Source organism: Halorubrum ezzemoulense DSM 17463, assembly GCF_002114285.1.
Taxonomy (GTDB): domain Archaea; phylum Halobacteriota; class Halobacteria; order Halobacteriales; family Haloferacaceae; genus Halorubrum; species Halorubrum ezzemoulense.
This window is the reverse complement of sequence record NZ_NEDJ01000004.1, coordinates 26,709-40,263: the sequence shown is the minus strand read 5'-3', so window position 1 is coordinate 40,263 and position 13,555 is coordinate 26,709. Positions and strand designations below refer to the sequence as shown.

Below are 13,555 nucleotides of genomic sequence, written 5' to 3'. Positions count from 1 at the left end.
CTACTCGGCGTCCTCGATAAAGGACAGATCCGGTGACTCGAGCCCCTCAGAGAACCGGAACGTCCGACCGACGAGGGTCTTGTTGTGATCGTCCTCGTCGTCAACCTCGAAGTAGGCGCGGAGTGCGCGCCCGAACCAGGTCTCATTCGGCTCCTTCAGATCGGTCTGTTCGGTGTACCAGGCTTTGAACCGCCGGCGAAGCGTGGGAATTGGGATCTCGGCGCCTTCGTCTTCGATCGTGAATAACTCGACGAATGCTTTCGCAGCATCTTCGTACCGAATTGACGCGTTTTGCTGTGGTTGCTCCCACAGCGGGGGCTTCTCGAAGATCGTGAAGCCGTTCTCCGACTGGAACTCGACGGTCGTGTTCGCGAGGTACTCGAACTGCGTCGGAATAAGCGGCTTCCAGACGAACGTGTAGCCGCTTGTGGCGGCGTCTTTTCTCCGTCGCCGGCGAAGTTCCTCGCCGGAGGCCGACTCCAGTACCCAGTCGCTGCCGTCTTTTTTCACGCGGGGCGTGTGGAACTCGTACGACTCAACCGGCTGTTCCGCGTCGCCTTCTGCGAGGATGGATCCGTCTTTGCCAACCAACTGGACAGTATCCGTTGGTAGTACCCGCCACGTTGATTCGGAGAGATCGCGGGGCAAGAGATACCAGCACGCTTCAGTCGAGACATCTTTCTGTTGGTTGTACATGATTGTCCCTCTCTCGTCAGTGTCTTTGAATGCCATACTGACAGGACCATCTTTGGCGGTGGGCGGATCCGACCACAGTTTGCCTTGCGCCTCAGACTGGGATTCGGTGATGACGTGAACAGGATGATCGTGATAGACGCCCCGTGCGAGATTCGTGAGCAGCGCTGCCGGCTTCGAGTCGTTTTCGACTTCGATCTCATGAAAGAGAATCTCGCCGTCTTTTTTGCTCACAATATCAGGCCGAGACTCGCCGCTCAGATATTGTGACTCGGTTGGATCGGGATCTGAGAGGTCAACCTCGATAACGTCCTGATCCACGGCTATAATCTTGTGACCGTGCCGAAGGAGAAACTTGATCCGCTCGATGACCAACTCTTTGTGCCTGTCTGACTCTTCGTCAGAGCTGTCAGACAGTGTTGTCGAATCACCGGGATGATCCGTGCCGTAGGACTGACGCGTACCGGGTGCATGGCTCCCGAGTTGCTCCGTCGAGAAGTCTGGTTCATCGATGGTCGTGAGTCGGCCAAACGAACTCGCCTCGAAATACGTGGGGAGGGCGGCGAAGAGGTGTTTCAGTTCGGATTTCTCAATTGGGATCCGGCCGTAGGCCCCGAAGAGTTCTTCGTAGCGATCGTCGTTATGGACGCGCCCACCAAGCATCGCGCGGAACTCGGGGTCGCCCGCAGCAAGTGCTTCGATCGATCCATCGCGGAGGCTCATCTCATCGAGCTGTTCGAGTTGCGACGGGTGTGTGGTCTGCTTGTTCGCGTATCGCTTGTGTTTCTCGATTGGGAGCCCCCAGTTATCTGTGGACGGCCCCGGCACGTAATCGGAGATTCGGTAGTCGTTGTCCGCCTCAACATGCCGCGTGAGGTCGTCTTCGGTGACGATCCCGTGGCCGGTTCCAAACGGCGCGAGTCGTGAGGTAATGAGATAATCGTGCGGCGCCGAACTCCCGGCCGGCCCCAGCAGACTCTGGTGTAGATACGAAATCCGTTCGTCGTTGAGGTCGTGAACGAGGTCAGCCGTCGCGGACTTTCGAGAGACCTCTGGCGACGTGATCGAGAGATTTGCCGGTTGGAGCAGCCGACTTGTGGGAACCGGCATCTTCCCGATGGGGCCGAGATCGACGGTACAGATCTCAGTGCCGAGTTTATCACCGTAGTGATCGTCGACGATCGCTTTGATGCGCTCAGCCCGCGTGTCTCGGTCTCCGTCTCGCCCGTCTGAGACGGGTTGGTCGGGCTCTCCGTCCGACGATCCCGTAGTGTCACCCTCACTGTCGGCATCGTCTTCACCGTTGCCACCGTCGGTTGCGGCTGAGAGCGTCGTTTGCGTGTCCGTGGTACTCACATCAGCGTCATCGGTAGTGTCTGATTCCGATTCCTCCGGATTCTTAAGTCGGGAGTCTGCTCTGCCCTGGCTACTGTGGCCGATCAGGAAATACTCCTGCTGGGCTTTCCCGGGCCACGTCAACAACTCAAGCAGGTCGATCCCGTACTCGTCAAGAATATCTTCGGCGACATCGTCCAACGGCAGCAGGCCATCGAGGCGCCGCTCGTCGGTATCGTCGGCAATCCCAGGGAAGATCAGTCGAACGGCATCAAGCCGATACGCCCGAAGATTCCCGTTTTTATCAACATACAGTCGGCTGCTGGGGTTTCGTTGCATTATCTGATGGTGGATTCCTGCGTCGGTATCACGACGGCAAGCACAGATAGGCACAGCAACGCCTGATAGCTGTGCCGCCGATCGGGGACGATACGTCGTGCTACTGATGTCCGCAGAGCGTGGAGCCCCCCCAGCCGTGATAGGCTGTGGTGACTCCCGCTTAGCAGATCGATCAATTCGAGTTCAGTGTTGTTCATGAAGTGGTTAGTTTGTGTTCGGGTGGTCAGCTGCGACGATTGTGTCGTCAGCGTGGCCGTGTGCGAGTGCGAGCGGGAGCGAGTCAGCCGGGGTCCACCACGAATGGCGGGTCAATGCCCCGGCGTCGGTGATCTCGCTGCGCCCCCGGAGCTGATCTATCTGATCAGCAACGCGCAATCGCGACGGTGGTGATCGGGTCGAATGTCCGTCATACCAACGCCGGAACTGCTCGACGAACCGCGGTGCGGTGCTGGTGTCAGCGGACGGTTGCGTCGATGTCCGTCGCGTGTAAGTCTCGATGAACTCCACGAGTCCGCGCTTGTAATGTTCTGGGCGGCGCTGGTGATCCGACCCCTCGAACTGGCCGAATGGGACGGGCGGTTCACGGAGAGAACTGCCATCCCGGGCGGCGACCGTGACATCCGTACAGAACAGCGGTCGGACTGGCATGATCGGACGCGGCACGCCCAAATACTCGGCATGGAGAGCCTCGGCAGAGGCGAACCGTTTTCGAACGTCTCCCTCGGGAGTCATGACGTACAGCGAGCCGTCGCGCTTGCGCACCCGCGGCGCCTCGAAGGCGTACGAGGCGATCGGCTCCGTCACCGGCCCCGACGCGAGACACCGATCCCCTTGATAGACCGCTCGGCGGCCAGTATCGGAGACGGTCCAGTAGACGGGGTCCGACTCCCGGGGAGCAACGACGACATCACCTTGTACTGTCTGGATGTCCATCGGGACGGTGTACAGCTGCGCGGTATCGCCCTGACGGCGAAGATAAGGGACTGTCAGCACGTCTCTGGCCCACTCGGCAGTCTGCTCTGAGGGCGTGATCACGAGGAGATGTGCGTCTGATCGGCGCGCCCGATTCGCCGCCATAATGAGTCCCCCAGCAGACGTGAGGATATTCTCCGTCGGGTCGGCCTCCGGGTCGGCGACCACGACAGGTCCCTCCGGGTCATGCGGATGTCCCCGAAAGTGCGGGTCACCACGTGAGCGGTCAGCGACCGACTCGTGAGTAATACCGCTCTCCGAGAGCCACCCGTCGACAAAGTCGGGAATCGAGTTCCCGTCTTGGACGCCAAGCAACGTCATGAGCCGTTGTGGACCGGCGAGGACTGACTCGTTGTCCGTCCCAGCGGCGTCAGAATGGACCGTGTCGCGGATGAACCGCGGCGCGAACCGTGACGGTGCTACCGGCCAGTCGCAGGATTCGTAGTGCGGCGTGACGTCAACAAGCGCCGCCAACCCCGGCTCCGAGAGGGTCATCGTCGGCGCAACCCCCAGCGATGTATACGGTTCCGCACCCGCCGTCCCCGCCAGCAACGACGCGAACTCGTGGGTGCTGGTCCGGAGCTCTAAGGCCGTCACCGCCGCGTCCGATGCGGGCGTGAGTCCGTCGCTCGCCGCCAGCCCTGGTGTCCGAGTATGACCGGACTCAATGCTGGTCTCCCACCTGTCGGTCGCCAGACACCGACTAGAGGTGATCTCCGACGGCGTTTCGCGATCGATCGGACAGGGCGCCGGCGACGCCAGCGACGACGCCAGCCCGTACCGACCGAGGGGGCGGCACGGGACCCCGAGTTCGGCGACGCGAGCCGTCACCTGATACTGATCGGTTCCTGCGAGACGGACGAGCAGCTGACAGAGCGTCGGGACGTTGCGATTGTGGTTACGGGTGAGAATCGTCCGCAGTAGCGAATCGAGCGTTGCCGCATCAGGTGCCCCCTCGCGAACGACGAGCCGACTTGTCGGGACCGCGGCCAGCCCGACCGTATCGAGAACGAGCGTTCCCGTTTCGATGCCGTACCAGTCCGGGAACTCCTCGGTACAGATCGCCGCTAACGCCTCGCTCGGCTCTTGTGTCGACGGCGTCGACACGGGACCTATCCACCCCGTATTATGCATCTCTGTTCCGCTCCCGTGGAGCACGACAGTGGGAACCTCGACGCCGGTCAGCCCGAGCAGCTCGATCGACGGATACCCTGTTTCTCCGAGTCCGCGTGTCAGGACCCGGGATAGTGCCAGAGCAAGCGACGTAGAGATCCGGTATGAGGGATCGTCGACACCGCTTTCGCAAGCGTGAACTGCGCCATGTCGCGCGATCGCTGGCGTCTGTGCGTCCGGCGGATCAGCCGCGTTTGGAACGCGTTTGAACATCTGTACAGTGTATCCGTGCTCGGTTAGCGGTGCCCGAGGCGTCCGTCGGTGATGGTGTCGATCCTTCTCGCGAGCGCGGCGTTCTGGTCGTTGCCGATCGTGTTCCCCGGTGCTGCCAGTTGGGTCATCCTCGCCGCAGCCAGCCGGCGTGGGGGGAAAGCGACAGTGTAATTGGTCATGTATATCGGAGTGTCGGTGCGTTAGAGTCTGCCGACGCAGTCAGTTGTGAGCTCTCGGTTCGTCCGTTGGTGTGGCAGTTGCCCTCTCGTGTGACTAGAGAGAGTGACGGGAGGAAGATAATCCGCGCCGACCGATCGACGAGTCTCTATTAGTCGATGTATTTATATTGATAGAGGACACTAACCACTCATTAGTTTAGTGAGCAAAGAGAACCGATACGTCAATATTCAGAAGGAGAAAACGACAACATCCGATTTTCTCGGAGAACTATCTAGTGATAGAAATAATCTTCTGTGAAATATGGAGAGTCTGTTCTCAAGACGATCGAGATCAAAACCCGCAGCACACATATGCGGGCTAGTCACACGTCTATCATTTTCAGAAAAAGATTCAAAACGACGCACTGCGGTACAGAAACTAATGACTACAGACACTATCAATATTGATCGAGCACTCGATCAGGATCTGGGCGATCACTTACCAGACTGGGTCTTCGATGAAATTGACCAGAGCGAGACACACGCCCTCAAGGATATCTTTCCGAGCCTAGCAGGCATCCGTACGGAAGGACAACGCCACCACTGTTTCTATCCAATAACCGCCTTCCATTTAGTCCAACTGCGGACGGGTGCGACAGATCAACGGTGGTTTCGGCTCCAGACCCTCATTGATCAACACAAAAAGTTCCAGCTCAACCATACAAAAAAACCAGGGAGAGACACCAACAGGACGACATTCAAGAATTTGGTTGCGGTTGGGATTCTCGAACAGGTCGAAGACGGCTCAGATAAGAAATTGGGGCTCCCAGCGGAACGGGACGTCGCCCCAGCCTTTGATCGAACACACCCTGACGACATCCGAGATCAGATCACGATGGACGATCCGAGCCCAAGAGACGACGTCAAGACGACAGTCTGGCCCCTCCCTGAGACCGCTGATCGACCAGCAGTGATTCCCGCGCAACTCGCGGGTGGTCGGCTTTCGAATCCTTGGGGCGCTGGGATGAGCTTCAGCACCGCCGGTGTGGCACTGACAGCCCTATCCGTTGGACTGATCACGATCGCTGACGGAACTGTGACACTCCCCGTCGCCGGTGTCCTCTGGGCGATGTTCTCGATCGGAATCGCTGCCGCGTTTGTCGAGATTCTCGATCAGCTGAAGGCAGGATATCAATATTCTGAGTCGTGTTGATATTGCCGTCATCGAATCGTCGTCTTGTGGATCGACTATTGGCTTAGACAGCGCTTGGTGACAACTGCGACGACAGCGAGGGTCCAGACAGCAGAAACATATTCTCTTTCGGAGACGATCAGCTGGACATACTACTGTGAGGCCTCCATATACTAGGGTGAATCTACGACAGAGTAGGGTGTACACGCGTCACCCTACAGAACACTAAACCGCAAGACGACAGCGAGTCATCCTAGCTGGAACCGATTGGATATAAGAATAACAATGACCAACCAGCCAAAGGAATCCACCTGCTGTCGCACTATATATCTGAGATGTGATATCAAAAGCAAAAAGGGACAACCAACACAACCAATGGTAGATGCTGGCGGGCGCCAACGCAGATCCGATTCGGGTTTCACCCGCGCTCTTCAGGAAAGTTCTGAGTCTCGATCCCGTATCTATAAAATCTGAGTATTTCGCTGATCTAAACCGCAGTTGTTGGTGCACCCACCCCCTAGTGAACGGATAGCCGATGTCGGTAATCGGAGGGGAGATCGAGGGTCGTCGCAGTATCTCAACACGCAGCAAAAAAAGTAACACCACGGTGGTTCTCAGATCGGTGTGAATGCCCTTCGCAAGCCAGGATTGGTGAACACGCCGCCACCATCATCGATGCGTCTGTGTCATGCGTCCAATCGGTCTCTCTGAGTCAGGACCGCTTTGGGAGCACGGGGATTCGATTACCCAGTCCGTTCGTGAGAGCGGGGGCCCGTCAGGTGGGATGTCTATCCTTGCGTCGCAGTACAGTCGTGGGGTCGTTTCTACGGGTGTCGATCCCGTCAGCCTGTACGGACGCCGTCGCCGACGCTAGTGGGAGGGTTTTCTAGATGGCGGTGTCTGGGTGCGTTCGATCTGTTTCTTTTTCCCTCCGTGGTGGCCCGCTGGCTTGGTGGCTTTCTCACACTCAGTTCCGGTGAGGGGGTTGTTATTCTTATATTCAATCGGTCACAGATAGTGTGTGAACCACCCCGTCATGGGATTTAGCGTGGAATGGTACTCACCCTTCTCACACTAAGTATAAGCTTAACACATACTAGAAGTACCGCTGGAGTACCCTAATTTGAGTGGTATTTTTCGACTATCTGTGAGTATAGTACAGTGAGTGTTCTCTTCTGATCGGCCAAAAAGAAAGAGACGAACTCGATGGACTGTACTTCCACCTAGAGCTGGAGGTATCAGCCTGATCTCTATATATAGGTGGATATCCCGTATTTCGAGATCGGTCCAGCCGATCTGTTTGTATCCCTCGGTGAAAGTGAGAGGGCGAAAGAAAGGGGAAGCAAAGCCTCCCGTTCGCCCCCTCAGTGTAATGAGTTGGAACACCCAACGAGTCACGCCTCAAATTGACAGCGAGTGCTCCGTATCTCGTTTGTCGATTTCGGGCGTGCTATGGACACCTGAATCGACATCAACCAACGCGACCGGTACCGTGTGGGGCTCACATCTGAACGGCTCACCAGCTCGATCACGATGACAGACGAATTCCGACAAGCAGTGTATGATGCATGGGGCCGTGAGTGTTTGATCTGCGGGCGGTCGCCGGAAGGCTGGCTCCAAGCGGCTGTCGGCGGGGGACAACAGGACAAACTCTCGTTACACCATCTCAACGGCGACGATACAGATGATCGAGTCGCGAACGCCATCCCGCTGTGTCAGAGTTGTCATGTCCATATCCACCGGGTAGACGAGCCGCCGTACCGGCAGTGGCACCGCCAGCTCCCAATCTCGGATCGGCATGCGTGGAACGCCCACCGGAAAGAATACGCCGAGACGCCACAGCTGACAGCAAAAGAAGCTGCGTGGCGGTACGGAGACGACGACGGCACCCCCCGGAGTACGTCGTATCTCCGATACGAACGAGACGTCACTGACTCCAATGGCGAGTTCAACGCGGACGCAATCTGGAGTGACGGCGGCCACCGTGAACAGCCAGCAGATATCCAGGAAGCCACCATCGAGTACACACTCGAAGACTCCGGACGCTACCGAATACGGTTCGTTGAACGTCACGACGGCCCGGGGTGGTGGCGTGTCGTCGATAAATGGACCGATAGTGTCTGGCACCCCGTCGACCGTAAACCGATCGCTGATGTCGACGTCATCCTCGAGTACGGCGCTAACGATGGCAAGCGATCGAACCGAACAGTAGGATAGTCATCAGTTGGTCTCCGAGAAGACGGGATCGTCCTCGTGACCTGCGAGGTCATGGGTTTCAGACCCACCGCCCTCCATCGAGACTGGATCGAAGTCGTCGAACGAGCCGTACCACTGCTTGACGATCTCCACAGAGAGGTTCCCTTTTTCATCAACGTTCCACCGGAGTTTGTCGCCGGGCTCGATGTCAAGACGTCGACGGAGGTCCGCCGGGATCGTGACCATACCCCGATCGCTGACCTTGGTTTCCTCGGGAGTTCCTTCAGTCGCCATACGCAGCAGTCCAAGCTCACACACAATACATGTTGCGCCGCATGTGGACGTTTGGAGAACGGTCAGACCTCGCACCCATGCAAGCAGTCGTCCTCGCCGCGAGCAAGAGTACGCGCCTCCAGCCCTCACGGAAGACAAGCCGAAGGCGCTCGTCGAAGGTATCGGAACGTCCCTGATAGAGGATGTCTTCGAGAGCCTGATCGACTCGGAAGCCACCGAACTCACCGTCGTCGGCTACGAGGTCGAGCAGAGTATGGAACTTACAAGGCTAAAACCCCGCCTTCAGGGCGGAGAAGATGCCAATTCGTCTGTTTCCGTGTTAGTAACCGAGGGTCGGGGCATGTCGGGCAGACACCCCTCATTTCGTCTGTTCTCGCAGTAGGGCGATGGGGTGCATCACTGGTGGCGATCAACCTCACCCCTCATTTCGTCTGTTCTGTATCACGGAGTTCGGGTACTGATCCTCCCTCCGGCTGTATCGAGAAAACAGACGAAACACAGTAAACAGACAAACGTCACTCTTAAGTTAGTAAGTAGTGTTACTCAGAATATCAACAATGTCTGAAGATCTCTTCACGGAGATGACTGAAACCCTTTTTGAGGACAAATCTATTCTCTCGGAGGAGTATCGTCCGGACGTTATCGTCGAACGAGACGATGAAATTGACGCGTATCGATCGGCACTCAAAGACGTGCTTTTCGGCCGAAATCCCGCAAACGTGTTCATTTATGGGAAAACCGGTGTCGGGAAGACGGCGGTCACGGAGTACATGATGAGCGCCCTCCAGACGGAAGTAAAGCGGCGGGATGAAGCCGAGGAACTCCACGTTCATTTCCGGAACTGTAACGACGACAGCGTGTACAGAACGGTTCGATCGCTTATAAATAGTCTCCGTGGAGATGCCGGAGAGAAATTTCCGGAAACCGGCCTCTCGACGTCGCACGCCCTCGAAACGTTGTACGAGGAAATGGAGTCGCGTGGTGGCACGTTTCTATTCATTCTGGACGAGATCGACCACCTTTCTGATCCTGATTCGTTACTGTACGAACTCCCTCGTGCACGAGCGAATGACCACCTCAACGCGGCGCGAGTCGGCGTGATCGGGATCAGCAATAATTACACGTTTCGCTCGTCACTGAGTCCCAAAGTCAAAGACACGCTGATGGAGAAGGAACTGGCCTTTTCGCCGTACGACGCAGATGAACTCCAGTCGATCCTCACCGCTAGAGCTGAGAAGGCACTTGTTGATGGAGCATGTGAAGACTCCGCTATTAGGCTCGCAGCCGCGAAGGCCGCGAAAGATACCGGAAGCGCACGGCAGGCGATTGACCTCCTCCGCGAGGGCGGCGATGTCGCTGAAGAACAGGGAGCGACGGCGATCACCGACGACCATATCGAGGTGGCTGCGGCGCGTGTCCAGCGAGGCCGTGTCCAAGACAAGCTGCGCGACCAGACCATGCACGGGCAGCTCATCTTAGAGTCGCTCGCACGGATCGAAGTGAACGAGGATATTCCTGCACGGTCAAAAGAGATTCAGGCGGCGTACGAACGCGTCGCACGAAACTGGGATCACGATCCGCTGACTACATTAAAAAGTATCCAGAACCATCTCGCGGATCTCACGATGCTCGGGTTTCTCGAACGAACCGAACAGAACGAAGGACGCGCAGGTGGTGTTCACTACCGATACGAACTCGCGTTAGATCCCGACATTATCCTGGAGACGCGCGAGTCGATTGAGAATCAGCCGTAGCTGTTTAAACCGAAGAACAGACGAAACGAGGGGTGTGATTCGAATGAGACAGAGCCACCACTCATTGTAGAGAACAGAACAGACGAAACGAGGGGTGTGATTCGAATGAGACAGAGCCACCACTCATTGTAGAGAACAGAACAGACGAAACGAGGGGTGTTCGAGACCTCGAGATCACTATCGACCGGCGGTAGAGTGTTGTAGTCTTTAAAAGTAAAGTACTCTCCCCGTCCCCACAATAGAGAGTACGTTTCGTCTGTCTGTGACAGCGATAGCGGGATGACAGCAAAAAGCTACTCACAAAGACAGACGAAACGTACTCTCTCACTCTTGGGTGACACGCTGTCAAAAGCCGAGAGACACTTCACCTTTGTAAGTGAAGTTAGTTCTTCAGGTCCACTCGTCCCAGTTTCACTTGTAAAACTGGGTGTATCTAGCTTGTTCTTCCCATGCTGGCCGACTTCGATCGAATCATACTAGTTCTATACCGGAGAACAGACGAAACGAGGGGTGTCCGAGAGCCATAGTATCGCTGCCAAGCAGACTTACCCACAACAAAGACGGTGTTTGGTACTGCGGGTACCAAGCCGATCTCGATCCGGAGATTGCCCTCGAAAAACGCCATGAAGCTGACACGGCTCTCTCTGTGACACTCGGCAAAGACAAACGAAATGGACTCTTTCAGTCCCAGCTGCCACGCGCCAAAACGTAGTCGTAGTCCAGTCGATCACCCGCATGTTCTCGAGACGCTCGAAGTGATCGATGTTCGCCGTCAGAACCGATCCATACTGTGCGCGGGCGGTCGCACCGATTTACACGCCGTGTAGGCCATCGAGTCGCTGCCCGCTGTCCTGAAGATCCGCAACGACGCTGATCCTGACGGGTTCTAGCGATCCAAGCGCAAATTTTTCGAGGTGGCGACGGAATATTCCTTGCGACCATGGGCGTGACCGAGGATGCGATTCGGGAAATCTGTACGGATGCGGTCTTCGAGCGCGGTGAGAACTACCTCACCGAGGGTCGTATCCGCGAGATCCACCGCGTCGACACTACCGTAACCGCCGTCGTGAGCGGGAGCCGCCAGTACGACGTTCGCGTCGATTTCGCGGCCGACGGATTCGACCCGTGGTGCAATTGTCCGTACGACGGACCGGGAGCATGTAAGCACGTCGTCGCCGTATTGCTCTGCTGTCTCAACGACCTTCCGGCCGACGAGGGAGACCGTCTCGACGCCGCGCTCGACCCTGCTGACCCCGACGCCTTGCGAGAGTTCTTTCGCGAGGCGTTGGCGACCGACGCCGCCCTCCGCGAGCAGTTTTTCGCCAGCTTCGGGGAGTCCTCGACGCGGTCGGTCGACGAGCTGCGCGCTGCCATCGATCGGCGGTTCGAGGAGACGAACCCCGAGTACTACGTCGTCTTCGAGCCGATCGACTTCTCGGAGTGGTTCGATCTCGCGGACGAGTACCGTAAGCAGGGCCGTGACGCGTCGGCGGCTGCGGTCTACCGGGCGCTCGTCGAGTCGCTTGACGACAACATGGAGCGTGTCGACGGCGCGTACGACCACTTCTCGCGGGCGTTCACGCGAGCGCTCGATGGGTACGTCGACTGCGCGGCGGCCGCAGACCGAGAGGCCGACGGAGCCACGGACGCCGTCGCCTTCCTCGAGGAACGGATAGAGTCGGGGACGCCGTATCTCGCTGACCAGTTCGAGCGGGCGACGGCTGACCTGAAAGAGGAACTGGTAGATGGATCGGACGGGTGAGACCCGGTACCAGCCGCGTGATCGGGTGACCGCTCGAGGGGATCGTCGTTCGTAAGCGTTTCTACGAATACGGTACGGTCGCCCGACTAACCGTACGGCCGCTCCCCCGATCACACGTTTCTTATCGGTGATTCCCGAAGGGACGGCAAAGATGCGCATCTCCGTCGTCGGCAGCGGCTACGTCGGGACGACCGTCGCGGCGTGTTTCGCGGACCTCGGCCACGACGTGATCAACATCGACATCGACGAGACGGTCGTCGAGACGATCAACGCCGGCGAGGCCCCGATCCACGAGGAAGGCCTCTCGGAACTCATCGTCGAACACGCCGGGCCTGAGGGCACCGGTCGCCTCCGCGCGACCACCGACTACGACGCCGTGGTCGACACCAAGGTGACGTTCCTCTGTCTCCCGACCCCGCAGAATGACGACGGCAGTATCGACCTGTCGATCATGGAAGCGGGAGCCAGCCAACTTGGCGAGACGCTCGCCGACGCGGCTGACTGGCACACCGTCGTCGTGAAGAGCACAGTCGTTCCCGGCTCAACCCCGGACACGATCACGCCGATCCTGGAGGTAGAAAGCGGCAAGACCGCCGGCGAGGACTTCGGCGTCGGGATGAATCCGGAGTTCCTGCGCGAAGGCACGGCTGTCCATGACTTCCTCAATCCGGACAAGGTCGTCCTCGGCGCGGACGATGACCGCGCGCTCGAGGACATGCGATCGGTGTTCGACCCGCTCGTCGAGGCGGCTGACGCGCCGGTCGTCGAGACCGATACGCGGACCGCCGAAATGATCAAATACGCTAACAATAGTTTCCTCGCGGCAAAGGTGAGTCTCATCAACGACATCGGGAACATCTGTAAAGAGCTGGGTGTCGACGCGTACGAGGTGGCCGACGCGATCGGTTTGGATGACCGGATCAGCGAGCAGTTCCTTCAGAGCGGCGTGGGGTTTGGGGGGAGTTGTTTTCCAAAAGACGTTCGCGCAATAATCTCGGCTGCGGAGGGGACGGGCTACGATCCGGCAGTCCTCAATGCGGCTATCGATGTTAACAATCGACAGCCGGAACGGCTAGTTGCCCTGCTTGCGGACCATCTCGACGGGGAGTTCGAGGGCGCACAGATTGCCGTCCTCGGCCTCGCGTTCAAGCCCGGCACCGACGACATGCGGAACTCACGCGCGATTCCGGTGATCCGCGATCTTCAGGCGCGCGGCGCGACGGTCACCGCCTACGATCCGGTCGCGGCCGACAACGCTCCCGACTACGTCGACGACGTGACCTACGTCGACTCGGCCGCGGCGGCGCTTGAGGGCGCCGACGGCGCAGTCATCGTCACGGACTGGGACGAGTTCGCCGCGCTCGACGAGGAGTTCGACGCGATGGCGACCCCGATCGTCGTCGACGGGCGGCGGATTATCGAGCGCCGCGACGGGATTATCTATGAAGGGCTGACCTGGTAAGAGCCGGAATGC

Annotated in this window: 9 protein-coding genes; 6 read left to right on the top strand and 3 right to left on the bottom strand. The window is 58.1% G+C overall.

Translation table 11 applies throughout. The annotated features are described in order from the left end of the window. A complete protein-coding gene (locus B9H04_RS02290) occupies nt 1-2,229 on the bottom strand; it encodes a hypothetical protein (protein WP_394334716.1) in 2,229 nt (742 codons plus the stop codon). On the opposite strand from B9H04_RS02290, the gene B9H04_RS19040 reads away from it, so the two are divergent. After that, the gene (locus B9H04_RS19040) at nt 2,125-2,433 is read left to right on the top strand and encodes a hypothetical protein (protein ID WP_241988183.1); all 309 of its coding nucleotides are present in this window, start codon (nt 2,125-2,127) and stop codon (nt 2,431-2,433) included. The genes B9H04_RS02290 and B9H04_RS19040 overlap by 105 nt on opposite strands. A 138-nt stretch (nt 2,434-2,571) precedes the next feature. Here B9H04_RS19040 and B9H04_RS02285 read toward each other — a convergent pair whose 3' ends face one another. After that, on the bottom strand, nt 2,572-4,446 hold the full coding sequence (locus B9H04_RS02285) for a hypothetical protein (RefSeq protein WP_211216852.1): 1,875 nt from the start codon (nt 4,444-4,446) through the stop codon (nt 2,572-2,574). Nucleotides 4,447-5,325: 879 nt separating this feature from the next. Here B9H04_RS02285 and B9H04_RS02280 point away from each other — a divergent pair. Further along, nucleotides 5,326-6,096 (top strand): hypothetical protein, encoded by a 771-nt coding sequence (locus B9H04_RS02280; protein ID WP_049929714.1) that lies wholly within the window; start codon nt 5,326-5,328, stop codon nt 6,094-6,096. Nucleotides 6,097-7,608: 1,512 nt separating this feature from the next. Further along, nucleotides 7,609-8,292: an HNH endonuclease family protein gene (locus tag B9H04_RS02275; RefSeq protein WP_080508536.1), complete on the top strand. Its 684-nt coding sequence runs from the start codon at nt 7,609-7,611 to the stop codon at nt 8,290-8,292. A 3-nt stretch (nt 8,293-8,295) separates the two neighbouring features. Here the strand turns inward: B9H04_RS02275 and B9H04_RS02270 are convergent, their stop codons facing one another. Beyond that, the gene (locus B9H04_RS02270) at nt 8,296-8,565 is read right to left on the bottom strand and encodes an AbrB/MazE/SpoVT family DNA-binding domain-containing protein (RefSeq protein ID WP_049929712.1); all 270 of its coding nucleotides are present in this window, start codon (nt 8,563-8,565) and stop codon (nt 8,296-8,298) included. A 557-nt stretch (nt 8,566-9,122) separates the two neighbouring features. On the opposite strand from B9H04_RS02270, the gene B9H04_RS02260 reads away from it, so the two are divergent. The 3 genes from B9H04_RS02260 (at nt 9,123) to aglM (ending at nt 13,543) form a co-directional block, all read left to right on the top strand. Then, nucleotides 9,123-10,319 (top strand): orc1/cdc6 family replication initiation protein, encoded by a 1,197-nt coding sequence (locus B9H04_RS02260; RefSeq protein ID WP_049929711.1) that lies wholly within the window; start codon nt 9,123-9,125, stop codon nt 10,317-10,319. 940 nt (nt 10,320-11,259) lie between these two features. Continuing rightward, nucleotides 11,260-12,081 (top strand): SWIM zinc finger family protein, encoded by an 822-nt coding sequence (locus B9H04_RS02255; RefSeq protein ID WP_085682410.1) that lies wholly within the window; start codon nt 11,260-11,262, stop codon nt 12,079-12,081. A 151-nt stretch (nt 12,082-12,232) separates the two neighbouring features. Further along, nucleotides 12,233-13,543 carry a UDP-glucose 6-dehydrogenase AglM gene (aglM, locus tag B9H04_RS02250; RefSeq protein WP_049929709.1) on the top strand — a complete coding sequence of 437 codons (1,311 nt, stop codon included), beginning with the start codon at nt 12,233-12,235 and terminating at the stop codon, nt 13,541-13,543. Nucleotides 13,544-13,555: the final 12 nt, after the last annotated feature.